Source organism: Hymenobacter antarcticus (assembly GCF_039539545.1).
Classification (GTDB): Bacteria; Bacteroidota; Bacteroidia; order Cytophagales; family Hymenobacteraceae; genus Hymenobacter; species Hymenobacter antarcticus.
In genome coordinates this window covers 37,940-64,290 of sequence record NZ_BAABDI010000025.1, presented here as the reverse complement: position 1 = coordinate 64,290, position 26,351 = coordinate 37,940, and the positions used below count along the sequence as shown (strand labels likewise).

Genomic DNA, 26,351 nt, shown 5'->3' with positions numbered 1-26,351 from the left:
GACCCGGCGCAGGCGGCGAACGCGCCGTGGCGCGTTCCTACCGCATCACCTGCGATTAGACCACCGCCAGCGCTCGTTATCGAACGTGGTAACTAATAAAGGCGTGGCGGGCTGTATCAGTTTTATCAGCAAAAGGGTAAGGCATTTCCACCCGCGTAACGAGTCGGTTCGGGGTGAGCTGTAAGATGGTCCAATACCCGTACCCGTCGGTAAATCGGATGGTGTCACCATACCGCTGGTAGGGCCAGGGATTCTCCATAGGTTCTCCCCCGTCCCGGTACAGGTGAATGGCTGTGCTTGTGATGACCATGCCGCCCAACGACTTATGTCCCATAGTGTCGCGGCTAATGAGCTTGTGCCATGCGTTGTAGTACTGATACGCCGTGCCGTAATTACGCCAATTTCCTTCCAGCAGGGGCACCGAGACTATTTCCTCACTACTTGGCTTACAACCGACAACCACCCCCAGCAAGAGGCAGCAATAAAGCATGGAGAGGCTGATGTTCATGTGGTATTGTCTTCGTTCATTCAAACGGTAATAATAACAAACAAAGCTACATTGTTGACCCGGCAACAAGCCTGTTGCAGCCCGCTACCGGGCTGCGTACGTGGCACTGCTGCATCGGCCTGACAGATTGTGATTCCCCTCCCCACCCTATACTACTTCCTGTGCTACGCCTGGAACCGCTTGCCCGAGCCGGCCGTGCTCGAAGCCAGCGAGGCCGCGCCGTTCCATCGGCCGCTGGGGCTGCTGGCGCAGGTGCTGCTGCACGGCACCCGGCGGCTGTTGCGAGCCGGCCTGCCGCGCACCTTTGTAGCCCAAGAGGCCGAGCTGGCGCAGCTGCGCGGCCGCATCGAGTTGGCACCAACGCTGGGCCGGGGCTTGCTGGAACGTGGCCGCGCTGTATGTGCCTTTGATGAGCTGAGTACTGATTCGCCCTTGTTGCGCCTGTTGGTTCACACCCTGGGCGGGCTGGCCGGGGCCGCCGATTTGCCGGCCGCCCTGCGCCGCGAGTTGCGGCATCTGCGGCAGCGGTTTCCGGCGGCGCTGACCACTATTCCTTCAGCAATGCCCACGGCCGCCACCTTTCGGGAGCTGCGCCGGCAGCGCCCCGATGCCCAGGCCGCCTTTCTGTTGCACGTCTGCGAGTTGGTGTGGCAAACCGCGCTGCCCGAGCCCACGGCCGGTGGCCGGAACCGCTTCACCGATTTCCGACGCGATGAGGTGCTGATGGCGCGGCTGTTTGAGCAGTTCACCCGCAACTTCTTCCGCCGCGAGCAGCGGCTCTACCGCGTTTATGCCGAAACCATTGCCTGGCAAGCCGAGGCCAGCCAGCCCGAGGACCTGGCCCTGCTGCCTACCATGCTCACCGATATTACGCTCGATGCCCCCGGCCGTAAAATAATCCTCGACACGAAATATTACGCCGCTGCACTACGCCCGCGCTACGACCGGCAGCGCCTCATCGCCCCGCACCTCTACCAGCTCTATGCCTACCTCCAAAACCAACGGCCCGCCCCCGGGCAAAACCTGGAGGGCATCCTCCTGTATCCGGCTACTACCCAGGAAGTAGACCTGCGCTACACCCTCGGCGGACACCCAGTGCGCGTAGTTACGCTCAACCTGCACCAGCCCTGGCCAGGTATAGCGGCCGATTTGCTGGGCTTGATTGCGTGAGGGTACGGTCATTGCGAGCAGAGCGAAGCAATCCGTCCTGTCAAACCCTGACACTACCTTAAGCGACTACCAAAGTCCAGCTAGGCTCCAGTAGCGCACACTACAGGGCTTGTCACATTATGAGGTTGGTCGCTGACAACAGGACGGGTTGCTTTACTGTGCTCGCAATGACCGATGGGCACAAAAAAGCCCGGATTTTCCGAGGAAAATCCGGGCTTCTCTGGCCTTAAGAAAAAGGATTGGGCTGGCACGAGGCCAGCGGCCAATTACTTCTTAACTTCTTCGGTCGTAGTGGTAGTGGTGGCGGCAGGAGCCATCGTGCCATCAGCAGCAGGAGCAGCCATTGCGGTGGTGTCGGTTACAACCGTAGTGGTCGAGGTCTCGGTGGTAGTAGCGGGAGTCTCAACGGTAGTGGTTTCGGTCGATTTCGACTCGCACGACGACAGACCAGCGGTCAGGGCCAGGCCCAGGGCAGCAACTTTAAACAGGTTGTTCATTTTGGGGGTAATTTTGAAAATGGGTTAACTAAAAAACGCCCTTTATGCCGGCTTACCCAAAAGGTAACCCGGCCGAAAAAATCTTTATTTGCCGGGTTACTTGTGCCCCGCAATTGTATTAACTCCCAAAGTGAATGAGCAGAGGCAATTCAACCTCCTCTTCTTTGCCTCCGACCGACGACGCGCTGATTGCGGCCATTCGTGGCGGCGATGAGCGAGCCCTGGCTCAGCTCTACCGGTTGCACTGGCCCATGGTATCGCATTTCGTGCTGCAAAACAGCGGCTCCGAAGACGATGCCCAGGACGTGTACCAGGAAGGTGTGATGGTGTTTTATGAAAAGGTGCGCGACGGTTCGCTCGAGCTCACCTGCCAGATTAAAACCTACCTCTACGCCGTGTGCCGCCGCCTGTGGCTCAAGCGCCTGACCAGCAAAAGCCGCTTCGGCGTGCGCTTGCTCGATGAGGAGGAACACGGCTCCCTGCTCAACACCGGGGCCGAAGAAGACCTGCTTGCCGCCGAAGAGCAGGACCGCCGGTTCGCCACCATGGCCGACGCCCTGCAGCACCTCGGCGAGCCCTGCCGCTCGCTGATTGAAGGCTTCTACCTGCTTGATAAATCGATGCAGGACCTGACGACAGAATTCGGCTACACCAACGCCGACAATGCTAAGAATCAAAAATATAAGTGCCTGGTTCGCCTGAAAAAATTATTCTTTACCCACTATAAAGAAGAACCTATTTGAGAGAATCGGTTAGCAGTTAATAGTTATCAGTGAACAGTTAGCATTGCTCGCCTAAACGGGACTGCTCACTGATAAATGTCAACTGATAACTGTCAACTGATAACTGCTCACCGAAGAGAATGATGACTGACGCTGACTACTACGCCTTATTTGAAGCCTACGCCCAGGGCGAGCTGGCCGGCCCGGCGCGTGCCAACCTGGAGGCGCGCCTGGCCGCCGACCCGGCCCTGAGCCTGCGCTACGCCGACTTCACCGAACTAACCGGCACGCTGCGTGCCTACGGCCAGCACCAGCAGGCCCGCCAGCAGCTGCGCACCCTGCACACGGCCATGCTGGCCGCCGAAGCCCCGGAGGAAATCAGTACTCAAACCCCGCTCACGCACACCGTGAACCCGATGCTGCGCATTTCGCGCACCGAGCGTCGGCTGCGCGATTTCTGGAGTGGGCACCGTGCCACGGTGGGCGTAGCCGCCTCGGTGGCCGTGATGGCCGTGTTTGCCACGCTGCTGGGCCTGGATATTTACCGCAATGCCAAGATACAGCCCTCGCTGTATGGCTACACCGTGTTGCGCCGCGAGATGGATAAGCTCAAGCGCAACCAGCGAGCCCTGAGCACCATTATTACCCAGGGCCCGCCGGCCGCGCCGGCTGTTAATACCGGCAAATTCAGCGGCACGGGCTTCGCGCTCACTTCGGAAGGCTACATCGTGACCAGCTACCACGTCATTCAAGGGGCTGACTCTTTGCTGATTGAAGGCCGCGACCAGCAGCGCTACCACGCCGAGCCGGTGTATTCCGACGTGAAGCACGACCTGGCCATTCTGCGCATTACCGATAAGAAATTCACCGGTTTCGGCCGCTTGCCCTACGCCATCAAGTCGGGCCAGGCCGACCTGGGCGAGCGGGTGTTCACGCTGGGCTACCCGCGTGAGGACGTAGTATATGGCGAAGGCTCGCTGAGCGCCCGCTCGGGCTTCGAAGGCGATACGGCCTTCTACCAGGTGAGCATTCCGGTGAACCCTGGCAACTCCGGCGGCCCGCTGCTGGACGAGCGCGGCAACCTGATTGGCGTGGTGAGCGGCCGCCAGAACGACGCGCAGAGCGCGGCCTTTGCTACCAAGTCATCGTACCTGGTGCGCCTGGTGGATTCGCTGGACGCGGCCAAGCCGGAAGCCCCGTACCACCTGCCCCGCTTCGGGCAGCTGGCCGGTAGCGGACGGCCCCAGCAGCTGAAAAAACTGCAGGATTTCGTATTTGTAGTGAAGGTGTTTGAATAGCCGACGGCTCGTACACCGGGCCATTCCATCATTTGCTTACGCTACTAATGAAGGCCTGTTTCCTGGTGAAGCAGGCCTTGTCTTTTGTTATTTGCCGCTTCAGTTACCCATCTTCAGATTAGTGGACGTTAATTGGCTGTTTGGTTTGGCTAATCACCGCACTTTAACAACCTTGAGTGCCTGAAATCAGTATTTAGCCCAAGGTCGATGTACTGGCCTTTTCCTCTTTTCGCACTCCCTTAATTTCGCATTCCGTGGCTCAAAATCAACAAACCCCGCCTTCCAGCAATGACGTTGCCGGTTCGGCCATCTTCAAGAAATTTCTGGGCACGGCCGAAGGCTATATCCGCCAGCCCACGCGCATGAAAACGCTGCTGACGGACGCCTACAAGAAGGCCAGCGACAAAAATGACGTTGGCACCCTGGCCCACGAGGCCTGGGAGACGCTGCAAACCATGTTCCGGCTCATCAAATCATCGATGGCCGGTGACTACACGGGCGTACCCGGCACCACGATAGCGGCTGCCGTGGCCGTGCTCATCTACTTTCTGAGCCCGATTGACCTGATTCCGGACTTTATTCCGGTGCTGGGCCTGCTCGATGACGTGGCCCTGGTGGCCTGGTTTTCGACCACGCTGAAGGGCGAGATGGACAAATTTCAGGAATGGGAAACTACCCGCCCGACCGAAGTTCCATCGGCCGGGGCCTATGCCTCTTCCGATAAAGAAGCCCACGCCACGGCCGCCAGTGCCGCCGCTACGGCCACGGCCTCGGCCAGCAATGAAGCCAAGCACGCAGCCGATGCTCTAGACGAGCAGGCTGCTATGGCCCCCGCCGCCAAGCTTTCGCACTCCAACGACCCGGCCGCTGCCACGCCGCGGCCGGCTCCGGAATCGGCCAAACACGCCGGCACCACGGACCTTGCCGCCAACACGACGGACAGCAGCCGCGAGCGCGGCACTTCCGCCACCGATACCGGCGGCAACGTGCGCTAAGCGCAACCTCAACTGAATACCAAAAAGCCCCGCAGCTGGTTAGCTGCGGGGCTTTTTGGTGGCTTAACACTCCAACTTATCAGCGGGCTGAGGCCCGTGTTACTCGATGCTACGCGGCGGCGGCGTGGTCGCGCACGAAGCGCACGAAATCGCCCACGGTATAGAGGGGAACTTCGTCGGGGATGGTGATGCTGAAGCTGCGCTCCAGCTCGAGAATAATGTCGACCACGTCGACGGTGTCGAAGCGGAGGTCGCGGGAGAGGCTGGCGGTTTTGCGCACGCGGCTGGCCCGAATGGCTTTGCGCTTGCTGATAATGCGAAATACCTGCTGCTCGATAGTGGGCGTGTGGGCGGGGCTAATAGTGGATACGTACATAATAGGCTGCAAAAAAAGAGGATGAGGCGGTGGCTAGCCCCTACGGTGCTGCGGAGGCGCCCGCCGGAGGTTTCGCTGCAACGAAAGCCGTCCGACGGGCGCCAACAACGCAAAAATTGTTAGGCTAGTACAGGCGGCGTTGCCGCCTGTACTTCTTCAGAGTCCACCTCCTCAGAAATGGTTGCAAGGTCATCGGGATTTTTTCCGGTGATTTTTGCCTTCAGCGTTTCGCTCAGCAGATACATCACCGGCACCACTACCAACGTGACAATCGTGGCGAAGCTGAGGCCGAAAATGATGGTCCAGGCCAGCGGGCCCCAGAATACGACCGACTCGCCGCCGATGAAAAAGTGCGGGTTGCCGGAGTTGAACAGCTCGTAGAAATCGATGTTCAGGCCAATGGCCAGCGGGATGAGGCCCAGGATGGCGGCCGTGGCCGTGAGCACAACCGGGTTGAGGCGGGTGCGGCCGGCCAGCACGATGGCCTCGCGCAGCGGCATGCCCTGGGAGCGCAGCATGTCGGTGAATTCGACCAGCAAAATACCGTTTTTTACCACGATACCGGCCAGGGCGATGATGCCCACGCCCGTCATCACGATGCTGATATTCATGCCCGTGATGGCCAGACCGAACAGCACCCCGGCGATGGAGAACAGCACCTCCGACAGAATGATGAGCGGCTTGCTGAACGAGTTGAACTGGGTAACGAGAATCAGGAAAATCAACCCCAGGGCGCCGAGGCCGGCCAGGGGCAGAAAGTCGGAGGTTTCCTTCTGATTTTCCTGGGCCCCGCCCATGCCAATGACGTAGCCGGGCGGCGTGGGGAAGGCCTTGAGGGCCGTCTGAATGTTGCGCACCACGTCGGGGCCGGTGTAGCCGGTGAGGACGTTGGAAGAAATGGTGATGACGCGCTTGGTGTCTTTGCGCTTGATGCCGCCGTAGGTGGTGCTGTAGGTCACATCGGCCACCGAGCTGATGGGCACCTGACGTACGGCCCCGGTGGCGTCGCGGAAGGTGAGCGGCGCGTTGATGATGGCATCCACGTCGTTGCGGTAGGGCGCGGCGTAGCGCACCTGAATGGGGTACTCGTCGTCGTCGGTCTTGAATTTGCTGGCCTCGGTGCCGTAGATGGCGGTGCGGACTTCGGAGCCAATCTGGGCAGTGCTGATGCCCTCACGGTTGGCGCGGGTGCGGTTGATGTTGACCGAGATTTCGGGGTTGCGGTCTTCCAGGTTGGAGCGCAGCTGCTCGACACCGCCGATTTTGAGGGAGTCGACGTAGCGAATGACCTTCTTCGAGAGCTGGGCCAGGGCCACGTAGTCGTCGCCGGCTACTTCAATGGCGATTTCCTTGCCCGTGGGCGGGCCGCTGGCTTCCTGGTCGACCGAGATTTCGGCCCCGGGAATGCCCTTCACCACCTCCCGAATGCTGTCCATGTAGATGTGGGTGGCCTGGCCTTCGCGCTCGCTAAACTCTTTGAAAGCCACGCCCACCTTGCCCATGTGCGACTGCGACACGCCCTGGGCGGTGGCTTCGGCGGGGTCGCCGGCCCCAATGGCCACGTTGCTAATCACCGATTCCACGTCGGGGTTGTTGCGGCCGATGACCGTATAAATGCGGTTTTCCAGCACCTTGGTTATCGAGTCAGTCAACTCGACGCGGGTGCCCACCGGCATTTTCAGGTAGGTGTACACGAACTTGGGGTCGCCCTTGGGGAAGAAGGCTACCTGGGGCTTGCGAATGGCCACGGCCACGAAGGAGAGGATGAACAGTACCACCATGCCCAGCAGAATGGCCCCCTGCCGCCAGAGCGTGCCGCCGGTCACGGTGCGCACCAGGTTGGCGTAGCCATTCTGGAAGCGGGGTAGCAGATTGCTCTGGAACGCGGCAATCATGTAGACGAACACGAATTTATTCAGCCATACAAACACGATGACGACCAGGAACAGGTTACCGAGAAAATGGCCGTTAGTCTGGAAAAATCCAGGGGCGGATGAACCAGCACCACTACCAACTGAAACCCCAGGTGCGACCGGTACCCCAGCGTTTGCGGAACCAATGGCAGCCAGGTGAAATACCAAGGCCAACGCCACAAACCCGCCTGTCCACAGTAGGAAGCCGCGCGTGAGCTTGGGCTTATCCGCGTGGTCGAGGTGCTCGTCGCGCTGCATGAAGCTCACGGCAAATACCGGGTTCATGATAAACGCCACGATGAGCGACGACAGCAGCGTGAGGATGAGCGTAACCGGCAGGTAGTACATGAACGAGCCCACGATACCCGGCCAGAACAGCAGCGGCACGAACGGCGCTACCGTGGTGAGCGTGCCGGCCAGCACGGGCACGAATACCTCGCCGGCCGCGAACTTGGCGGCTTTGGGCGTGGTCAGGTTGGGGTGCTCGTGCAGCAGGCGGTGGGTGTTTTCGATTACCACGATGGCATCATCGACCACGATGCCCAGGGCCAGCAGGAAGGCGAAGAGCACAATCATGTTCAGGGTGAACCCGAACAGGGGCAGCATCACGAAGGCCAGGAACATGGACAGCGGCACCGACAAGCCCACGAACAGGGCGTTGGTGGTGCCCATGAAGAACATCAGAATCAAGGTTACCAGCAGGAAGCCGATGATGATGGTGTTAATAAGGTCGTTGAGCGTGACGCGGGTATCGTTCGAGGTGTCGCCGGTTACGGTGATGGTGAGCTCCTTGGGCAGGTTGGCCTTGGATTCGGTGATAATCTGCTTGATTTTATCCGAAGCGTCAATCAGGTTTTCGCCCTGGCGCTTCACCACGTTCAGGGTGATGGCGGGCTTGCCGTCGAGGCGGGCATAGCTTTCGCGGTCCTTGAAGCCGTCCGTCACGGTGGCAATGTCGCCGAGGCGCACGGCTGCTCCGTTCAGATTTTTCACCTGGATATCGGCAATGTCGGCGGCGCGCACGTACTGGCCGGCCACGCGCACGGCGCGCTTCTGCTCGCCCACGTCGATGGTGCCGCCCGAGATGGTGATGTTTTCGCGGCCGATGGCGGCGGTGATGTCGTTGAAACCCAGGCGCGAGGCGCGCAGCTTGTTCAGGTCCACGTCCACGTTCACCTGCTGCTCCAGCGCCCCGATGATGTCGACGCGGGTGATTTCGGGCAGGGCCTCAATCTTGTCCTGGAAGTCGTCGGCAAATTTCTTCAACTGAGCCGAAGGCAGGTTGCCGGCCAGGTTGACGTACATGATGGGCTGCTCCGAGATATTGATTTCCTTCACCGTGGGCGCGGCGGGCAGGTCGTTGGGCAGCTCGGTGGCGGCCTTGTCCACGGCGTCCTTGATGAGCTGCTTGGCGTACTGCACGTCCACGTTGGAGTTAAACTCCACGTCGACAATGCAATAGTCCTGGTTGGAGGTCGAGTTGATTTTCTTCACCCCGTTCACGCCCTTAATCTCCTTTTCGAGCTGGCGCGTCACCAGGTTCTCGATGTCGGCCGGCGAGGTGCCGGGATACACCGTGGCCACGATGATGCGCGGAATCACGATGTCCGGGAATTTCTCCTTGCCCAGCTTGATGTAGGCAAAAATCCCCACCAGGCACAGAATCACCGTGATGATGTAAATGCTGGTTTTGTTGTTGATGGACCAACTGGTCGGGCCGAATTCTTTTTCTGCGTCCTGCATGGCATTTTTAGCTTTTAGCTGACAGCTGTTAGCTGTTAGCCTTTTTTAGAACAGTGACTTTTAGGTGGTAGCTTATCAGTTATGCGCTGTTGGCTTTTGGTAGAGAAAGACGTGCAATGAAACCGTGGAGCATTTTTATCTCTTCTTCCAGCAAGTCTGGCAGTTGGCTTTCCGGAGGCAGCGTAATCAATCCAACCTTGATGGCGACCATAAGCTGAGTATCCAATTCGAAACAGGAACCGAGGGCGATTTCAAGGAAGTGGCGGTATTCCTTCTCACTAGAGCGGCTGCTGCCCTCCGCGATGTTGGATGAAATGGAAACGGCGGCTCGAGTCATCTGGCTGCGTAAACCATACGTTTCCTCACGCGGCAGTTGGCGCACCAGTTCGTAGGTCGCAGCCACTACCTCCAGTCCTCGTTGCCATACTTTCAGTTCCTTGTAGTTTTTCATTATTTCCTAGCTGTTCAACAAGCGGATTCATTCCAAAAGCTAACAGCTAATAGCTATAGGCTAACAGCTACAGATTGGCCTTCGTTGAGGTTCTGGTAGCCGCCCGAGATAATCTGGTCGGTGGCGGTGAGGCCGCTGGTCACTTCCACCTTGCCGTTGTAAGTGTTGCCGGTTTTGATGATGCGCTTCTTGGCGACGGACTTGCCGCCCTCCTGGCCCACGATAAACACGTAGCTGTTCAGCTCATCGCGCTGCACGAGGTCGACCGGGATAACCGTGGCGTTGGCCTGGTTGTAGTTTAGGATGCGCACCGTGGCCACCATGTTGGGGCGCAGGTCGGCGGTTTTGCTGTTTTTCAGGCGCAGCTCCACCGTGAACGTGCGGCTGGTGGCATTGATGGAGCGGCTCACCACGCGCACGGTGGCGGGCAGCTCTTTGTCGCCCAAATCCGGAATGGTGACCACGGCTTGGTCGCCGGCCTTGATGCTGTTGCCATAGGCTTCGCTCACATCGGCCAGGATTTTGCCGCCCGTGCCGCTGGTCAGGCGCACCACCGGCGCGCCGGGGGCCGTCAGTTCGCCCAGCTTGGGCAGCACCTCATCCACGGTGCCCGAAAAGGGGGCCACTACGTTGTAGAGGGCCTTTTGCTGATTGAGCGTGGCCAGGTTGCGCTGCAGGGCCTGGTAGTTGTTCTTGGCTTGCAGGTACTGAATTTCGGTGCCAATCTGCTGGTCCCACAGGCCTTTCTGCTTCTCGTAGACCACCCGGGCCAGGTCCATGCGGGTGCGCAGCTCGGCCATGCTGGCATCGAGGATGCTGGCATCGACGGTGGCCAGCACCTGGCCTTTGCCCACGCGGTCGCCGCGCTGCACGCGCAGGCTGGTGAGCGTGCCAGCGGCGCGGGAACCGACGGTGGCATTTTGGTCGAAATCGACCCGGCCCTGCACTTCGAGGTAGCTTTTGAAGCTCTCGGGTTTGGCATTCATCACCGAAACGGGCGTGGCCGCGACGGTAGCCGGGCCGCCGGTTTTGGCTTCCAGCTCAGCAATCTTGGCCTGGTTCGCGGCCTGCTCCTTCTTGAGCCTAGCGATTTCGGCTTTGGGGTCTTTGTTCGAACCGCCGCAGGAGGCGAGCAGCAGGGTGCCAGCGAGGAGGAGGGCGGCGGGTTGAGTTGAATAAAAGCGCATGGGTAAGCGGGTGTTTTGTCTTGTCATGCTGAGCGGAGCGAAGCATCCTATCACGCCAGCACAAGTGAATGAATGTTGCTGAGCGGCGCGGACATGATAAGGTCCTTCGCAAGCTCAGGATGACAGATAGTTACTTTTTAACCTGATTGAACAGCTCGCCGGTGGCTTTGTCACGGTCCACCTTGGCTACCAGCACGTCGTAAATGGCGCCGTAGTAGTTGGTCTGGGCCGAGCGCAGGTCGGTTTCGGCCGAAATCACTTCCAGGTTGGAGCCCACACCGGCGTTGAACTTGATGCGCGTGACCCGGGCCACGTCGGTGGCCAAAGTGAGGTTGGCCTGCTGGTTGTCGAGCACGTCGAGGGCATTCGTCAGGGCCGTGCGGCTCTGGGCATCCTGCAGGTCAATGCTCTGCTTGAGCGTTTCGAAGCCGCGCTCGATGCCTTGCTGCTGCAGGCGGCTCTGCTGCACCAGAAACTTGCGGCGGAAGCCATCGAACACCGGCACCTGCAAGGTCAGGCCCACGTTCCCGAAGCCGAACCAGTTCTGGTTGGCAAAGCCGCTGCCATTGCGCGAGTCGGGCCCCCGGAAGGCAAACAAGTCGCCCGCCGACTGGGATGAGCCCGTGAAACCATAAGCGCCCGTGAGCAGCAGGCGCGGGTACGCGCCGGCCTGCCGGTTGCGCAGGTCCAGCCCGGCCAGGGCCTGCTGGGTTTCCAGAGTCGAGAATTCGATGCGGTTATTGTAGTTCAGCGCGCCCCGGGCGGCCGTGGGCTGGCCACCCGAGAGGGCCGCCTGCTGGTCGAGCCGGCTCTGTGCGGCAGTGTTGTCTTGGCCGGGCGGGGTGGGCGCGGTAGGCACAGCCCCTACGCCCGCGCCGCCATTCACAAAGTCGGCCGCGCCGAGGCGCTGGCGCAGCGCGCCGGCATCCACCACGGCCGCGCCGAGGGAGTCGGTGAGGCGGATGCCCTGCTGCTGCGGCAGGCCCATCTGAAACTTGAGCAGCGCCACGCTCAACTCGGTGAGGCGCTGGGCTTTCTGCTGCTCCACCACCAGGTTGTTGCGCTGCACGCGCAGGCGGTCCACGTCCAGCTTTTCGGCGAAACCCGCCTTAAAGGTCTCGTTGGTCTGGAAGAGTACCGTGTCGAGGCGCTGCACGTTGCGGGCCAGCAGGGCGAGGCGCGAGCGGGCTACCAGCGTGCTGTAGTACGCCTTGCTCACCTGCTCCACCACGTCGATTTCGGCCTGCTGGGTCTGCTTCTGGGCCAGCTGCTCATATACCTTAGCCGCCTTCAAACCAATAAGATACGCGCCATCAAAGAGCAGCTGCGACACCGAGGCGCTGGCGTTGCCGGCGTACTGCAGGCCGAAGGCAAACGCCTGGGGCGGCAGGGCCAGCTGCTGGGTGCCCAGCACCGCCTGCTGCCCGGTGGTGGCGGCGTTCAGGTCGCTCTGGGTGAGCAGGGTTTGGGTGGCCGGAAAGCTCACCAGGTTTTTTTGCAGCTTAAAGTTGTCGGCCAACGTGGCGCCCACGTTCACCTGCGGCAGGCCGGCGCTCTTGATTTCACCGACTTTGGCGCGGGCCGTGGCCTCGCCCAGGCGGGTGGCCAGCAGGGCCGGCTTGTTCTGCACCGCGTAGCCGATGGCCTGCCGCAGGCTCAGGGGCATGGTGCCCGTGGTGGGCGGGGCGGCCGGCAGCGCCGAGGGCGAGCTTTGGGCAAGCAGCGCCTGGGGTACGGCCGCACTAAGGGCGGCCACCAGTAGGAATCTGGTTCGAAACAGCATCTTCATAACAGCAAAAAAGGAAACGGGTAAGCGGGGTGGTAAGCGGGGGGCGGGGTTATTCGGCTTCGGTTACGTGCCGGTAATCGTTGATGAGTTTGTGGCCCTTGAGGGTGGCCACGCCCAGCAGAAAATGCTCGTCGAAAACGCGGTTGACCCGCACGGGCTCGAACTGCGCGGGCGGGTACAGCTCCTGGTCGAAGGCCAACTCAATCTGGGCCAGACTGAGGCGGGCCAGTACCTCCACGTCGAGGTCGGGGCGAAACAGGCCCTCGGCCATGCCACGGCGCAGATTCTGAGATATCTGACTAAGGATAAAGGTGTTTTTATGCGCCCCAAACAACCCCCAGGCAGCTGGGTGGTACTTCTTCAGGTCGTGGAAGATGCTGGGGTGAATGCCGCTAAACTGCTGGTCGGCCCATTGCGAGATGTTGAGCATCTCTTCCACCGCGTTGGTGGCCTGGCCCGCCACGGTGGCGCACTCGCCCTGCACCTTGTCCAGGTGCTGGCCCATCACGGCCAGCACAATCTGGTCTTTGTTTTCAAACCACTTGTAAAGGGTCTTTTTCGACATGGCCATATCGGCGGCGATGTCGTCCATACTCACGCTTTTGATGCCGTTGCGCAGGAAAAGCGTTTGCGCGTGCTGAAGGATTCGGTCTTTGATTTCCATAACTAAGGGTGCAAAGATACAACGGAAACTTTTACTGTTCTTAAAGTTTCCGTTATTAATTTTTGTCGCTCCCAGCCAGTCAAGGCACTTTTCGCCTCTGCCCGACGCACTCCGCCCCCGATTACTTTATTGTTTCCCGAAAAAAAGCAAGCTGACAGCCGCATAACTAACTAATTTTAGTAGTAACACAAAGCTAATAATTTTAGTTGAATTGCATTCAATAATCGCATTATTTAATTGTGAACAAGCCTCCGGGCTACTTGCGGCCAAACAACTCCCGGCCGGGTACTTTTGCAGCGGCCCGGTTGGCGGCCTGCTTCAATTCTGATTTTATGAAAATCCGCACTGGCTTCGGCTACGACGTTCACCAGCTCCGCGAAGGGCTGCCTTTCTGGCTTGGCGGCATTCTGGTGCCCCACACGCACGGCGCGCTCGGCCACTCCGATGCCGACGTGCTCATCCACGTTATCTGCGATGCGCTGCTGGGCGCGGCCAACCTGCGCGACATCGGCTTTCACTTCCCCGACACCGACCCGCAGTACAAGGGCATCGACTCGAAGCGCCTGCTGAGCGAGGTGATGCGCCTGCTCCGGGCCAAGGGCTACGAGGTGGGCAACATCGACTCGACCATTTGCCTGGAGCGGCCCAAGGTGAACCCGCACATTGCCGAAATGCAGCGCGTGCTGGCCGCCGTGATGGGCATTGCCGAAGACGACATCTCCATCAAAGCAACCACCACCGAAAAGCTGGGTTTTGTGGGCCGGGAAGAAGGCGTAGCGGCTTATGCCAGCGTGCTCATTACCCGTGCTTAACTGACAATTACCGGAACGTCATGCTGAGCGGAGCCGAAGCATCTCTACCGCGTAACTATATACATGCTGGTGCAACGAAGCGGTAGAGATGCTTCGACTGCGCTCAGCATGACCGTTTTCATCAAAAAATATTTCGACTCCCACCCGTTTCTTACTGATGACCAACAAAACCCTTCTTATTGCCCTGCTGGCCCTGGCCAGCGCGGCCCCGGCCCACGCCCAGAGTAAGACAAAAGTTAAAGTCAAAAACAGCCCGACCGTCAAGGCGGCCAAAACCAAGACCAAAACTGCCGCCACCCGCACCGACTGGAGCGTGAAATACGCCGAGCAGGTGAACGCCGAGCGGCTGCGCACCCACCTGGCAGTGCTGGCCTCGGATGAGTACGAAGGCCGCGAAACCGGCATGAAGGGCCAGCACATGGCCGCCACTTACGTAGCTGAGCAGTTCAAAAATGCCGGCCTGACGGGCCCGGTGCCTAATTCCAAAGACCCCTACCAGCAGCGCTTCAACGTGGAGCAGGTGACCTGGGCCGACGGCGCAACCCTGAAAGTGGGCAGCACCAGCTACGCCTGGCTCACGGATTTCTACGGCTTGAGCGACTCGCCTTTCGCGGAGGAAACCACCGTCAAGCCCCTATTTGTGGGCTACGGCATCGAGCAGCCCGGCTACTCGGACTACGCCGGCCTCGACGTGAAGGACAAAGACCTGCTTATTGCCCTCGGCGAACCCACCACCTCAGAGGGCAAGGCGGTGCTGAGCGCCGACGGCTCGCCCACCAAATGGGGCAACGACTACCGCGCCAAAGCCCAGCTGGCCACCCAGAAAGGCGCCCGCTCGGTGTTCTTCGTGAGCTTCAACCCCACCAGCAACTTTGCCAAGCAGGCGGCGCGCCTCACGCCGTTCATCACGCGCCCGGCCACGATGATGGTGGCCGATAAGGTTGCCGATAAGCCCAGCCGCACGCCCTCGTTCTTCGTGTCGCCGGCCGTGGGCCTGGCCGCGCTGGGCACCACCGATGCCGCCATTCAGGCGTATCTATCCAAAATCAGCAGCACCAAGCAGCCGGTGCCGTCCACGTTCACGGTGGTGCCGATGCAGATACAGGCCATCCGCAAGCGCGTGCCGGTGGAAACCGAAAACGCGCTGGGCTTCATCGAGGGCACGGATATGAAGGATGACGTCATCGTGATTTCGGCGCACCACGACCACCTGGGCATGCACGACGGCGAGGTGTTCAACGGGGCCGATGACGATGGCTCGGGCACGTCGGCGATTGTCACGATGGCGGAGGCGTTTGCTAAGGCCAAGAAAGAGGGCCACGGCCCGCGCCGCAGCCTGCTCTTCCTGAGCGTGACGGGCGAGGAGAAGGGCCTGTTTGGCTCGGAGTATTACGCGAAGCACCCGGTGTTTCCGCTGACCAAAACGATGGTTGACCTGAACGTGGACATGATTGGGCGCACCGACGTGGAGCACGAGGGCAAGCCTGATTATGTGTACGTTATTGGCTCCGACAAGCTGGCTTCGGAGCTGAAGGTGATTACCGAGGCGCAGAACAAGCAATACACCCAGCTCGACCTGGACCACCGCTTCGACGACCCCGCCGACCCGAACCGCTTCTACTACCGCTCCGACCACTACAACTTCGCGGTGAACAAAATACCCGTGGCCTTTTTCTTCAACGGCGTGCACGCCGACTACCACAAGGAGAGTGACGAAATCGAGAAAATCGAGTTTCCGAAGATGGAGAAGCGGGCCCGCTTGGTGTTTCACCTAGCTTGGGAGCTGGCCAACCGCGACGGCCGCATTGTGGTTGACTCGAACAAACCGTAACTGGTAACGCTCAGTCGAACGTCATGCTGAGCGCAGCCGAAGCATCTCGCGTGTGGTAGTAACTCAATCGATTGGTTTACTAACCCACGCGAGATGCTTCGGCTGCGCTCAGCATGACGTTCTTGTTTTATTTTACCATTTTGTAGCACTCGTACCATCTTTTCCTCTATGAAAATCCTTGTGTTGTGCGGGCTCCTGGCCCTGGCCAGCGGGCTACCCACCGCGGCGCAGCAAGCCCCCGGCAAGCTAAAAATCAAAACCAAAGGCAGCCCGGCAGCCGCCTCTACCACCCCGGCCATCCCCGACTTGCCGCGCACTTACGCGGCCTCCATCACGCCCGCCGAGCTGCGCCAGCACCTGACCATCGTGGCCTCGGATGCGTTTCAGGGGCGCGAGGCCGGGCAGCCGGGCCAGAAGCTGGCGGCCGAATACCTGGTGAAACAACTGAGTGAGCTGGGGCTGCAGGGCCCCGTATCGGGCAGCGACAACCCGTATTTGCAGCACTTCCAGCTCACGCGGGGCACCCACGCCGACGGCGGCTACCTGAAGGCCAACGGCCAGCGCTACGAGTATCTGAGCGACTTTTTCGGCTATGGCCCCATGACTTCGCCCTTTCGCGCTGAAACGGCGTTGCAGCCGGTGTTCGTGGGCTTTGGGGTGGAGCAGGGGGCGTATTCCGACTATGCCGGGCTTGATGTGCAGGGCAAGGACGTGGTGGCCATCATGGGCGAGCCCCAGGACGAGCGCGGCCGCAAGCTCCTGAAAACCAACGGCCGCTCGGCCGACTACTGGGAATCGGGCCTGCGCAAGGCGGCGCTGGCCAAGGCCCGGGGGGCGCGTAGCATTTTCCTGATGACGTTTGCCCCCACGGCGGCTTTTCGGAAGCAGGCCCAGCAGCTGGCCACGTCCCTGCGTGAGCCCGCCTTCTCCCTCCCCGACCCCGGCCCGGCCGTGATTGACACCGTGGGCGAAACCGTACCGCCCGGCATTGGCATCTATTTCACCTCGGAAGAGCTGGGGCTGCAGCTGGCCGGCACCACCATCAATGGCCTGCTGGACTACGCCCGCGCTTTGGGCCGGGCCGGTCGGCCGGTACCGGCGGGCTTTCGGGCTCCGGCCGGCACTATCTTTCTGCCGCAGCCGCAGGAGCAGCTCATCACCGAAAACGTGCTGGGCTTTCTGGAGGGCAGCGACAAGAAGGACGAGGTGCTGGTGGTATCGGCCCACTACGACCATTTGGGCGTGAAGCACGACACGATTTATAACGGGGCCGACGACGACGGCTCGGGCACGGTGGCGCTGCTGGAAATTGCACAGGCCTTTGCCCAGGCCAAGAAGGACGGGCACGGCCCGCGCCGCAGCATCCTGTTCATCGCCATGACGGCGGAAGAGGAAGGCCTGTTTGGCTCCGAATACTACACGGCGCACCCGGTGCTGCCGCTGGCCAACACCATTGCCGACCTCAACATTGACATGGTGGGCCGCACCGACCGCAAGCACGGTAGCCGCAAGCATTACGTGTGCGTGGTGGGCTCGGATAAGCTGTCGTCGGACCTGCACCGCATCAACGAGGCGGCCAACCGCGACTACACGCACCTGGAGCTGGACTACCGCTTCAACGTGCCCGGCGAGCCCGAGCATATTTACTACCGTTCGGACCACTACAACTTCGCCCGGCGCAAAATCCCGGTTATCTTCTATACCACCGGCGAGCACGCCGACTACCACAAGGCCACCGATGACGTGGATAAAATAGAATTCGATAAATTAGCAGAGCGGGCCCAGCTGGTGTTCCACACGGCCTGGGAGCTGGCCAACCGGGAGCAGCGTATTGTGGTTGATTCTAATAAGCCCTGAGCGTGTTTCGCACGGAGTTTAAAACGAGGAAAAAGGAGTTTAAAAAGAGTTTTTATGGAACTGGAGGCGCTGACTGGCCGGGTTTTGAGTGCGGCGTTTCGGGTACACTCCGTGATGGGACCGGGCTTGCTGGAATCGGTGTACGAAGCCGCGCTGACGCACGAGTTGCGCAAAGCCGGGCTGCGTGTAGCGACGCAGGTAGAGGTGCCGGCAATGTTTGATGGCATCAGGCTAGATGTGGCATTCCGGGCCGATATGATTGTGGAGACCCTGGTTATTCTTGAGCTGAAATCGGTGGAAGCGCTGGCTCCCGTGCATTCCAAGCAGCTGCTCAACTATTTAAAGCTGTCTGGCCTGAGAGTAGGCCTGTTGCTTAACTTCAATACCGTTTCCCTAAAGGACCAGATTGTCCGCCTGGTCAATTAGCCTCCTTAAAACTCCTTTTCCCTCCCTTTAACTCTGTGCGAAAATGAAAGCCGAACAATTCCTCAAAGACGCGGAAACGAAAGCCTTCGACCGCGAGCACCGCCGCAAAATCCGGTTCAACATCGGCAAGTATGACGCGGCCGTGAGCACCGGTATGAAGCTGTATGACCAGCACGAGCTGGCGCGCGACCGCGGGGCCTACCTCAAGGCCGCCGTACTCGAAAAGCTGGACGAGTACCTGCTGCAGTTCGAAGCGGCCTTCACGGCGCGGGGCGGGCGGGTGATTTGGGCCCGCGACACGGCCGAGGCGCTGGCCGAAATCGGGAAGCTCACCAAGGCCCGCAATACCAAGACCGTGGTGAAGGCCAAGAGCATGACCACCGAGGAAATCCACCTCAACGAGTACCTCGCCACGCAGGGTATTGAGTCGGTCGAAACTGACCTGGGCGAGTACATCGTGCAGCTGAACGGCGAGCGGCCCTACCACATCGTGACGCCCGCCATGCACCTGAGCAAGGCCGACATCAACGACATCTTCGTGAAGCACCTGGGCACGAAATCGACCGATGATGCCCAGGAACTGGTGCTCACGGCCCGGCACCTGCTGCGCAATAAGTACACCGCCGCCGAAGTGGGCGTGACCGGCGGCAACTTCCTGATTGCCGACGCGGGCGCGGTGGCCGTGACGGAGAACGAGGGCAACGCCCGCCTTTCGGCCACCTTCCCCAAGCTGCACATCGCCGTGGTCGGCATCGAGAAAGTCATTCCGAAGCTGACGGATTTGGACCTGTTCTGGCCGCTGCTCAGCACCAGCGGAACGGGCCAGCAGGTCACCGTTTATAATACGGTGTATTTCGGGCCGCGCCAGCCCGGCGAGGTCGATGGGCCGGAGGAAATGGTGGTCATCCTGCTCGACAACGGCCGCACCAACCTGCTGGCCCAGCCCGACAAGCGCGCCGCCCTGCGTTGCATCCGTTGCGGGGCCTGCCTGAACGTGTGCCCGGTCTACAAGAACATCGGCGGGCACACCTACGAAACCACCTATTCCGGCCCCATCGGCTCGGTTATCAGCCCGCACCTGGGCGGCCTGCCCGAGCATAAGCACCTCAGCTACGCCAGCAGTCTGTGCGGGGCCTGCACCAGCGTGTGCCCGGTGCGCATTCCGTTGCACAGCCTCCTGCTGCTCAACCGCCAGCAAAGCGTGCGCGAGGGCTATGCGCCGATGGAGGAGCGCGCCGCTATCGGCCTCTGGAAGTGGAGCATGCAACACCGCTGGGCGCTCGATGTGCTGCCCGCCGCGATTAAAGACTGGAGCCTGGGCCAACTGCTGGGCCAGGTGGGCTGGAGCAAGCGGCGCGAAAGTCTGCACGTCGCGGGGCAGTCGTTCCGGGAGCTGTGGCAGGCGCGGTAACGCTGGACCATATTCAACATGGCCCTGCCAGCGGCAATATATTGCCCATTTATTTGAAAAATAATATTTCCTGGCTTTTATTTGTTCAAAACAGGCAATATATTGCCGTCTCATTTTGCAAAAAACTTTGCGAAAAATTGACGAAAACTTTGCAAAAAATTGGCAATACTATTCGTGTCAGTCGCGAACGAGCAGGTCTCACCCAAGAGGAATTGGCTGAGTTAGGACACGTCTCGGTCCGAACTATCCGCGACCTCGAAAGTGGCCGGGGTAACATTGGCATTCGGTCATTGAGCCAGTTAACGCAAGTTTTGGGCCTCACAATCGACTTCAAACCCAGCGTATGAAAAACACCGTTGGGGAAGTATTGTACAACGGCATTGTAGCCGGAACCTTGCGCCAAACCAGCACTGGCTTTGTTTTTCGCTACCATCCGGACTACCTGCTGTCGGCGCATCCGCCCATCAGCCTCACGCTGCCGAAACAACAGGCTTCTTTCGTAGCGCCGGGGCTGTTTGCTTTTTTTGCTGGTTTGCTTGCCGAAGGCACGGCTAAGGACTTGCAATGCCGCACGCTGCACCTGGACGAAAAAGATTATTTCACCCGACTCCTGATGACGGCCCATTCCGAAACAATCGGCGCGGTTACGGTGCGGGCGATTCCCGAAGACCTGACATGAGCTACTGTGCCAGCTGCCTGCGCAAGCTGCGAAAGACGGATGGGGACTTCTGCCCCCCTTGCCGGACGGAGCTATTCGACGGTGCGCCCGTGAGCAACCGCCTGACTTTTGCCTCACCGGCCCAGGCAACGATGGCAGAAGTCGAAAATTTTCAACGGCTCACCCGGCAAATATCCATTTCGGGCGTGCAGGAAAAATTCTCGCTTGCCCGCAGCGCCGACGAGCCCGGCCGCCTGGAACTAGTGGTACGCGGTGGTACTTACCTCCTGAAACCCGTGCCGCCTGCCAATTTTGGGGCTGTACAAAGTGTGCCCGCCAACGAGCATTTTACTATGCAGCTGGCCCGGCAGGTATTTAAGCTGCCCACGGCGGCGTGTGCCCTGCTGCAAATGGCCGATGGCAGCCCCGCCTACCTGACCCGTCGTTTCGACGTACGGCCCGACGGATTGCGACTGGCCCAGGAGGACTTTGCCCAGCTAAGCCAGCGTACCGAGCAGGAACACGGCCCCAACTACAAATACGATTTCAGCTACGAAGAAATAGGTGTGCTTCTGAAAAAATACCTGCCCACGCATTACCTGCCCGAGGCGACGCTCTTCTTCCGCCTCACCCTCTTCAACTACCTCGTCTCCAACGGCGACGCGCACCTGAAGAACTACTCGCTGCACCGCCGGCCCGAAACCGGCGAGTACCACCTCACACCCGCCTACGACCTGCTGAACACCGCCCTGCACGTAAGCGACGGCAACGGCCTGGCCCTCGACTTGTTTGCCGATGGCTACGAAACGGCCAGCTTCGCGGCCAACGGCTTCCTGGCCTACGATGATTTTCTGGAGCTTGGTATTCGCATCGGCCTGCCGCCCAGCCGGGTGCGCCGCCTGCTGGCCGATATCGTGAGCCACGAGCCCGCCATTGAGAACTTGCTGGAAAAATCCCTGCTCCCGGCGGAGCTGCGCGAGCAGTATGCCAACACGCTGGCCAGCCGCCGGCAGCGCCTGCGCTACTCGCTGGCGGGGGCTAAATAGCCGCCGCCCAGTTTTTTGCGTTTGAGAGCGTCATGCATCCCTACCTGCTTCTATTTCTGCGCATAATCACCGGCCTGGGCGGGATGGTATTGGTCATCACCACGTTGTCGGCGGCTATTCGCTCGTTCGTGCTGCCCCGCAATGAGGTGGTGCGCATGAACGTGTGGGTATTCATGAGCATTCGGACTGTTTTTGATGCGGCCGCGAAGAGGGCCAACTCCTACGAGCGGCGCGACCGGATTATGGCCCACTACGCCCCGGTGGCGCTGGTGGCGCTGCCCGTGGTGTGGGAAGCCCTGGTGAGCCTGGGCTACACCGGCATGTACTGGGCGGTGGGCGAAGGCAACTGGCTGCACTGCTACCAGCTGAGCGGCAGCTCGTTGCTCACGCTGGGCACCGTCGACAGTGTCATGGCCGCCGCAACGGTCCTGGCCTACTCCGAAGCCACGCTGGGCCTGCTGCTGCTCACCCTGCTACTCTCCTACCTGCCCACCATCTACCAGGCGTTTTCGCGGCGCGAGGTGACGGTGGCCCTGCTGGAGCTACGGGCCGGCACGCCCCCCACGGCCGCCTGCCTGCTGGGCTGGCTCAACCACGACGGCTCGGTGCAGAACGACGACCAGCAGTGGGCCGAATGGGAGCGTTGGTTTGTGGAAATCGAGGAAAGCCACACCTCGCTGCCGATTCTGTCCTTTTTCCGGTCGCCGCAGCCGGGGCGCTCCTGGGTCACGAGCTGCGGGCTGATTTTGGACACGGCCGCGCTGCTGTTCAGTGCCGTGGACGGCCCCCGGCCCCGCCAGACCCAAATCACCTTCAAGGCTGGCTGCCTGGCCCTGAACCGGATATACCGCTTTTTTGATGACCGGGCCGGCACCAAGCCGGTTGACCTGCTCCCCAACGAGGATGCCCCCGACCCCGGCCGGGCCGACTTCGACCTGGCCTGTGCCGAGCTGGAGGCGCAGGGCCTGACCCTGTTCGAGGACCGCGCCGGGGCCTGGCAGCAGTACCAGGAGCTGCGCAGCCGCTACGCCAGCGCCCTCGATTTTCTGGCCCGCCTGACGATGGCCCCGGGCCTGAAATTGGCGTAGCGCCCGCCCCCGTGAGGCAAGCATCAGATGACCAGATAAGCCGGCAATTGTCCGGCTTATTTGCTTTAAGCCCGGCGGCGCACGAACTTTATAGTTTGGCAAGATTTCCTTATTGCGAAATCAAGATGTCTTACCCTTGCTTACTTGTTTTGACTCCCTTTGCTTGTCCGCTTACTCCACTTGACTATGCCCAATTCGTTACTTTCTACACTGAAAGCTGCGGCACGCGGCGCGCACCAACGCTTGATGCTGATTCTGGGACTGCTGATTATCGTTGGCAGCCAGCGGGCCGGGGCCACAACCGGCATTTTTCATACCGCCGTCACGGTGGCCAACTTCGTTCGGGCAGGCAACGCCAATGCCTTCGCCACGCCCGCGTTTGAAGGGGCCGTGCTGGGGCTGAAAGGCTATTCGCCGGGCAACCCCGGCCTGATTCTGGAAGGCGCGGAAGTCCGCACCTTTAAGAATGGGACCAGCGACGTTACCGGCGCTACGCTGTTTTACCGCGTGTACCTGCTGGGCAGCACCACCCGGGGCAGCGCCTCGCCGGCCTACACGGCGGTGAACCTTCCCTTCGGGGCCAACCTCGCCGCGCCGGGCGACCAGCTGTGGTCGCTGACGGGGGCCAACATTAACCTCTCGGCCGGGCTCACCCAGCAGGGCACCTACGTGGTGGAGGTATTCTGGCGGGCCAGCACCAACGAGGGCGACCGGTTCGACAGCAACGGCGGCAATAACTTCGTGGCCACGTTCGGCTTCACGGGCAGCCCGCTGTGCGGCACCTACACCGTGGATAACTCCCTCGATGCCAGCGCCACCAACTTCACTTCGTTTGGCACGGCATTCAATTCGCTGAATGCGGCAGGCATTGCCTGCGGCACCACATTCAACGTGCGCGACAACACCATTTACCCCGAAAACAACGTGCAGCTGAACGCCGTGACCGGCACCAGCGCCGCCGCCCGCGTCACGTTTCAGCGCGACAACTCTACCGCCGCCGGTGCCAATGTGCGGCCCGTGGTGCGGCCCCTGACCAATGCCGGCGGCGGCACTCAGGATGCTGTTATTAAGCTGAGCGGGGCCGATTTCATTACCTTCAACGGCATTGACGTGAGCGACACCAACAGCGCGGGCGGCACCAACGCCCAAAAGATAGAATACGGCTACGCGCTGTTCCGCGCCTCGCCCACCGACGGCTGCCAGAGCAACATCATCCGCAACTGCGCCGTGACGCTGAACAAGACGAACAGCAACACCGTCGGCATCTACGGCACCAACGAAAACATCAGCGCCGTTGCTCAGAGTGCCGGGGCTACCGCATCGGGGAGCAACTCCGGCAACGAATTCGACGGCAACACGATTACCAATAGCTATTGGGGCATTTCGTTGCTGGGCGGGACCAGTGCCCTGCCAGACCTTGGCAATAAAATAGGCTCCACGCTGGGCAACACTATCTCCGACATTGGCGGCACCGTGGCGGCAACCGTGCATGGGATTAAGGCTGATTTTCAGCAGGACCTGCGGATAGAGAAAAACGATATTGTTATTCCCACCGGCACCACTGGCAACACCATCCTGCATGGCATTTCGTGTGGGTCGAGCAATGCAGCGGGCGTGCTGGGCAGCCTAGTTATCAGCAACAACACGGTCCGCATCACATCGGCCACGACGGGGCCGGTGTATGGCATCCGGCAGAATGGCGGGTCAGCGCTGGGGAGTGTCACGATTACCGGCAACACCGTCCAGAACTCCCTGCTGAGCGGTGTCAACACAAATGCCGTGACCTGGATTCTGGATGCCAGCAGCAACCCGACCTCACCGCAAACGGTTACCATTAGCGGCAACCAGGTCACGGGCAATAGCACCGCTACCACAGGCATCGTTTATGGCATTTCCCGAACGGGCGTCAACGCATCAGCTGTTACCATAGCCTCGAACCAGATAACGAACAACACGAAAAGCGGGGCGGGGCAGTTCTACGGCATTCAAGTAGCCAACGCCACTCCTGTTACCACGCCGGTCGTGGTGAGCAGCAACCAGATAACCGGCAACCAAATCACGGCTACCAGCGGCACTTTGTTCAGCGCCAACGTCAACAGCGGCGCGGTGACGTTCAACGCTAATACCATCGCCAACAACACCATTCCCAACAACACGGATGCCGCCAGTGTGTACGGCTACTTCCAGAACGGCACGCCCAGTTCGGAAACACTGACCAGCAACACGATAACCGGCCTGAGCGTGGCGGGCCCCGGCACCGGCACGGCCAACGAGGTGCGCGGCATCAGCACCAGCCCCGGCTCCGCGTCTCCCCAAACCTTTACCCGGAACACCGTGGGCGCGCTCAGCATCGCGGGCACCAACAGCGGCACCGTTACCGGTATTTACCTGCTGGGCGGCGGCGGCACCGGCACCAGCATTGCCCGCAATAAAATATACGACCTGAGCGCGGCCGGTGCCGGCGGCGCGGCCACCGGCATTGCCCAAACCGGCGGCGGCACGTTCACTTACGCCAACAACCTGCTGGGCGACTTCCGGGCCCCGGCCGCCAACGCGTCCAACGCCGTGAACGGCCTGAGCCTGACCGGCGGCACGGCGGCCAACGTGTACTTCAATACCGTGTACCTGAACGCCGGCAGCACGGGCACCAACTTTGGCACGTCGGGCATGCTGGTGGGCGCTGCCGCGCCGGTGGCCGACTTGCGCAATAACCTAATAGTCAATTTATCAACAGCCAATGGCACGGGCACGACGGCGGCCCTGCGCCGCAACGGTGCGAACACCACCAACGCCAACTTTGCCGCCACCACCGACCGCAACCTGTACTGGGCCGGCACACCGTCGGCCACCAACGTCATTTTCACCGACGGCACCGTGACCGCCCAGGACCTGGCGGCGTACAAGCTGCTGCTGGCCCCGCGCGAGGCGAACTCCCTCACCGAGAACCCGCCCTTTCTCAGCACCATCGGCTCTTCAGCCAGCTTCCTGAAAATTGACCCCACCGTGGCTACCCAGGTAGAGAGCCGGGGGCGGCCCGTGGCCGGTATCGCCGACGACTTCGACGGCGACACGCGCAACGCCGTTCTTCCCGACCTGGGTGCCGACGAAGGCACTTTCACCCGCACCGCCGCCCCCCTGCCCGTGGAGCTCACCGCTTTTGAAGCCACCCGCCAGGGCAGCACCGCGGCCCTGACCTGGGCCACGGCCAGCGAGCAGAACAACCGCGGCTTCGAGGTGCAGGCCAGCGCCGATGGCCGCACGTTCCAGGCATTGGCCTTCGTGGCCGGGGCCGGGGCCGGCAGCAGCAGCACCCCTCACCGCTACGCCTACACCGACCGCGAGGCCGGCAAAACCGGACTGCGTTACTACCGCCTGCGCCAAGTAGATACCGACGGCAGGGCCAGCTTTTCGCCGGTCCGCACCGTGGCCTTCGGACCGGAAACGACGCTTGCCGTGGGCGCGGTGCCCAACCCCTTTGAAGGAGAGCTGCTGATAGCTGCTGAGGCCCGCACCGCCCAGGCAGCCCCGCTCACCTTGTTTGATGCTGTGGGCCGGGTGGTACTCACGCGTTGGCTGGAGGTGGCGGCGGGGCCCAACCGGCTACCCGTGGCCGGGCTGGCGGGCCTGCCGGCCGGCACCTATTTCGGGCAGCTGCTACTCGATGGTCAGCTTCATCACTTCAAGGCTATCAGGAAGTAACTGCTGGTACGCAGCGGGGCTGGTGCGTAACAGCAGTCAGTAAGGTGCTTTATTTCTGGTTTTCAAAAGTGCCACGGCTTCACACCGTGGCACTTTTTTTTCTATGGTCCAACTACCTGGCCACTTTCAGCGGGCCGTTGGCATATGCACCTTGAAATAATGCTTAATTTACGGCGCTCTTCGTAGGCCAGCGCGCCCGAATAATTTTTT

The 26,351-nt window shown here is 60.7% G+C and carries 21 protein-coding genes and 1 pseudogene; 14 read left to right on the top strand and 8 right to left on the bottom strand.

Features of this window, described 5'->3' with window-relative positions:
• Nucleotides 1-76: 76 nt before the first annotated feature.
• Complete coding sequence (locus ABD819_RS16055; protein ID WP_345125876.1) at nucleotides 77-508, bottom strand: hypothetical protein; 432 nt, start codon at nucleotides 506-508, stop codon at nucleotides 77-79.
• 129 nt (nucleotides 509-637) lie between these two features.
• On the opposite strand from ABD819_RS16055, the gene ABD819_RS16050 reads away from it, so the two are divergent.
• Nucleotides 638-1,678, top strand: coding sequence for a 5-methylcytosine restriction system specificity protein McrC (locus ABD819_RS16050; protein ID WP_345125875.1), 1,041 nt, complete (start codon nucleotides 638-640; stop codon nucleotides 1,676-1,678).
• Between the two features lie 266 nt (nucleotides 1,679-1,944).
• On the opposite strand, the gene ABD819_RS16045 is transcribed toward ABD819_RS16050, so the two are convergent.
• Nucleotides 1,945-2,175 (bottom strand): hypothetical protein, encoded by a 231-nt coding sequence (locus tag ABD819_RS16045; RefSeq protein WP_345125874.1) that lies wholly within the window; start codon nucleotides 2,173-2,175, stop codon nucleotides 1,945-1,947.
• 134 nt (nucleotides 2,176-2,309) lie between these two features.
• Here ABD819_RS16045 and ABD819_RS16040 point away from each other — a divergent pair, with 134 nt between their 5' ends.
• From ABD819_RS16040 to ABD819_RS21570, 3 genes and pseudogenes are all read left to right on the top strand, one after another.
• Nucleotides 2,310-2,918 carry an RNA polymerase sigma factor gene (locus ABD819_RS16040; RefSeq protein ID WP_425554020.1) on the top strand — a complete coding sequence of 203 codons (609 nt, stop codon included), beginning with the start codon at nucleotides 2,310-2,312 and terminating at the stop codon, nucleotides 2,916-2,918.
• A gap of 119 nt (nucleotides 2,919-3,037) precedes the next feature.
• Nucleotides 3,038-4,195, top strand: coding sequence for a trypsin-like peptidase domain-containing protein (locus ABD819_RS16035; RefSeq protein WP_345125870.1), 1,158 nt, complete (start codon nucleotides 3,038-3,040; stop codon nucleotides 4,193-4,195).
• A 362-nt stretch (nucleotides 4,196-4,557) separates the two neighbouring features.
• Nucleotides 4,558-4,812 (top strand): annotated as a pseudogene (locus ABD819_RS21570) (YkvA family protein); the annotation flags it as partial.
• A gap of 487 nt (nucleotides 4,813-5,299) precedes the next feature.
• Here ABD819_RS21570 and ABD819_RS16025 read toward each other — a convergent pair.
• The 6 genes from ABD819_RS16025 to ABD819_RS16000 form a co-directional block, all read right to left on the bottom strand.
• Complete coding sequence (locus ABD819_RS16025) at nucleotides 5,300-5,566, bottom strand: acyl carrier protein (RefSeq protein WP_188561042.1); 267 nt, start codon at nucleotides 5,564-5,566, stop codon at nucleotides 5,300-5,302.
• A gap of 119 nt (nucleotides 5,567-5,685) precedes the next feature.
• Complete coding sequence (locus ABD819_RS16020; RefSeq protein ID WP_345125869.1) at nucleotides 5,686-9,222, bottom strand: efflux RND transporter permease subunit; 3,537 nt, start codon at nucleotides 9,220-9,222, stop codon at nucleotides 5,686-5,688.
• Between the two features lie 79 nt (nucleotides 9,223-9,301).
• Entirely contained in the window at nucleotides 9,302-9,673 is a 372-nt protein-coding gene (locus tag ABD819_RS16015; protein WP_345125867.1) for a four helix bundle protein, read from the bottom strand.
• Between the two features lie 53 nt (nucleotides 9,674-9,726).
• The gene (locus ABD819_RS16010; RefSeq protein WP_345125866.1) at nucleotides 9,727-10,860 is read right to left on the bottom strand and encodes an efflux RND transporter periplasmic adaptor subunit; all 1,134 of its coding nucleotides are present in this window, start codon (nucleotides 10,858-10,860) and stop codon (nucleotides 9,727-9,729) included.
• 130 nt (nucleotides 10,861-10,990) lie between these two features.
• Nucleotides 10,991-12,649 carry a TolC family protein gene (locus tag ABD819_RS16005; protein ID WP_345125865.1) on the bottom strand — a complete coding sequence of 553 codons (1,659 nt, stop codon included), beginning with the start codon at nucleotides 12,647-12,649 and terminating at the stop codon, nucleotides 10,991-10,993.
• Between the two features lie 49 nt (nucleotides 12,650-12,698).
• Nucleotides 12,699-13,313: a TetR/AcrR family transcriptional regulator gene (locus ABD819_RS16000; RefSeq protein WP_345125864.1), complete on the bottom strand. Its 615-nt coding sequence runs from the start codon at nucleotides 13,311-13,313 to the stop codon at nucleotides 12,699-12,701.
• 332 nt (nucleotides 13,314-13,645) lie between these two features.
• On the opposite strand from ABD819_RS16000, the gene ispF reads away from it, so the two are divergent.
• From ispF to ABD819_RS15955, 10 genes are all read left to right on the top strand, one after another.
• The gene (gene ispF, locus ABD819_RS15995) at nucleotides 13,646-14,125 is read left to right on the top strand and encodes a 2-C-methyl-D-erythritol 2,4-cyclodiphosphate synthase (protein WP_345125863.1); all 480 of its coding nucleotides are present in this window, start codon (nucleotides 13,646-13,648) and stop codon (nucleotides 14,123-14,125) included.
• 157 nt (nucleotides 14,126-14,282) lie between these two features.
• The gene (locus ABD819_RS15990; protein WP_345125862.1) at nucleotides 14,283-15,956 is read left to right on the top strand and encodes a M28 family peptidase; all 1,674 of its coding nucleotides are present in this window, start codon (nucleotides 14,283-14,285) and stop codon (nucleotides 15,954-15,956) included.
• Between the two features lie 168 nt (nucleotides 15,957-16,124).
• On the top strand, nucleotides 16,125-17,813 hold the full coding sequence (locus ABD819_RS15985; RefSeq protein ID WP_345125861.1) for a M28 family peptidase: 1,689 nt from the start codon (nucleotides 16,125-16,127) through the stop codon (nucleotides 17,811-17,813).
• Nucleotides 17,814-17,867: 54 nt separating this feature from the next.
• The gene (locus tag ABD819_RS15980; RefSeq protein ID WP_345125860.1) at nucleotides 17,868-18,239 is read left to right on the top strand and encodes a GxxExxY protein; all 372 of its coding nucleotides are present in this window, start codon (nucleotides 17,868-17,870) and stop codon (nucleotides 18,237-18,239) included.
• 43 nt (nucleotides 18,240-18,282) lie between these two features.
• Entirely contained in the window at nucleotides 18,283-19,650 is a 1,368-nt protein-coding gene (locus ABD819_RS15975) for a LutB/LldF family L-lactate oxidation iron-sulfur protein (protein ID WP_345125859.1), read from the top strand.
• Entirely contained in the window at nucleotides 19,635-19,997 is a 363-nt protein-coding gene (locus ABD819_RS21565) for a helix-turn-helix domain-containing protein (RefSeq protein WP_425554017.1), read from the top strand. The genes ABD819_RS15975 and ABD819_RS21565 overlap by 16 nt, the downstream gene beginning before the upstream one ends.
• Complete coding sequence (locus tag ABD819_RS15970) at nucleotides 19,994-20,329, top strand: HipA N-terminal domain-containing protein (RefSeq protein ID WP_345125858.1); 336 nt, start codon at nucleotides 19,994-19,996, stop codon at nucleotides 20,327-20,329. The genes ABD819_RS21565 and ABD819_RS15970 overlap by 4 nt, the downstream gene beginning before the upstream one ends.
• Nucleotides 20,326-21,354: a HipA domain-containing protein gene (locus ABD819_RS15965; protein WP_345125857.1), complete on the top strand. Its 1,029-nt coding sequence runs from the start codon at nucleotides 20,326-20,328 to the stop codon at nucleotides 21,352-21,354. Before ABD819_RS15970 ends, ABD819_RS15965 begins: the two co-directional genes overlap by 4 nt.
• Before the next feature lie 32 nt (nucleotides 21,355-21,386).
• Nucleotides 21,387-22,442, top strand: a complete 1,056-nt coding sequence (locus ABD819_RS15960; RefSeq protein ID WP_345125856.1) for a hypothetical protein — start codon at nucleotides 21,387-21,389, stop codon at nucleotides 22,440-22,442.
• 186 nt (nucleotides 22,443-22,628) lie between these two features.
• Nucleotides 22,629-26,141: a beta strand repeat-containing protein gene (locus ABD819_RS15955; protein WP_345125855.1), complete on the top strand. Its 3,513-nt coding sequence runs from the start codon at nucleotides 22,629-22,631 to the stop codon at nucleotides 26,139-26,141.
• Nucleotides 26,142-26,351 lie beyond the last annotated feature (210 nt).

Coding starts and splice junctions, on each gene's coding strand:
- ABD819_RS15985 (WP_345125861.1), top strand. CDS start 16,125: ATGAAAATCCTTGTGTTGTGCGGGCTCCTGGCCCTGGCCAGCGGGCTA.
- ABD819_RS16005 (WP_345125865.1), bottom strand. CDS start 12,649: ATGAAGATGCTGTTTCGAACCAGATTCCTACTGGTGGCCGCCCTTAGT.
- ispF (WP_345125863.1), top strand. CDS start 13,646: ATGAAAATCCGCACTGGCTTCGGCTACGACGTTCACCAGCTCCGCGAA.
- ABD819_RS15960 (WP_345125856.1), top strand. CDS start 21,387: ATGCATCCCTACCTGCTTCTATTTCTGCGCATAATCACCGGCCTGGGC.
- ABD819_RS16000 (WP_345125864.1), bottom strand. CDS start 13,313: ATGGAAATCAAAGACCGAATCCTTCAGCACGCGCAAACGCTTTTCCTG.
- ABD819_RS16035 (WP_345125870.1), top strand. CDS start 3,038: ATGATGACTGACGCTGACTACTACGCCTTATTTGAAGCCTACGCCCAG.
- ABD819_RS16055 (WP_345125876.1), bottom strand. CDS start 508: ATGAACATCAGCCTCTCCATGCTTTATTGCTGCCTCTTGCTGGGGGTG.
- ABD819_RS16045 (WP_345125874.1), bottom strand. CDS start 2,175: ATGAACAACCTGTTTAAAGTTGCTGCCCTGGGCCTGGCCCTGACCGCT.
- ABD819_RS15965 (WP_345125857.1), top strand. CDS start 20,326: ATGAGCTACTGTGCCAGCTGCCTGCGCAAGCTGCGAAAGACGGATGGG.
- ABD819_RS16025 (WP_188561042.1), bottom strand. CDS start 5,566: ATGTACGTATCCACTATTAGCCCCGCCCACACGCCCACTATCGAGCAG.
- ABD819_RS15955 (WP_345125855.1), top strand. CDS start 22,629: ATGCCCAATTCGTTACTTTCTACACTGAAAGCTGCGGCACGCGGCGCG.
- ABD819_RS15975 (WP_345125859.1), top strand. CDS start 18,283: ATGAAAGCCGAACAATTCCTCAAAGACGCGGAAACGAAAGCCTTCGAC.
- ABD819_RS16010 (WP_345125866.1), bottom strand. CDS start 10,860: ATGCGCTTTTATTCAACTCAACCCGCCGCCCTCCTCCTCGCTGGCACC.
- ABD819_RS15970 (WP_345125858.1), top strand. CDS start 19,994: ATGAAAAACACCGTTGGGGAAGTATTGTACAACGGCATTGTAGCCGGA.
- ABD819_RS16020 (WP_345125869.1), bottom strand. CDS start 9,222: ATGCAGGACGCAGAAAAAGAATTCGGCCCGACCAGTTGGTCCATCAAC.
- ABD819_RS16040 (WP_425554020.1), top strand. CDS start 2,310: ATGAGCAGAGGCAATTCAACCTCCTCTTCTTTGCCTCCGACCGACGAC.
- ABD819_RS15990 (WP_345125862.1), top strand. CDS start 14,283: ATGACCAACAAAACCCTTCTTATTGCCCTGCTGGCCCTGGCCAGCGCG.
- ABD819_RS16015 (WP_345125867.1), bottom strand. CDS start 9,673: ATGAAAAACTACAAGGAACTGAAAGTATGGCAACGAGGACTGGAGGTA.
- ABD819_RS15980 (WP_345125860.1), top strand. CDS start 17,868: ATGGAACTGGAGGCGCTGACTGGCCGGGTTTTGAGTGCGGCGTTTCGG.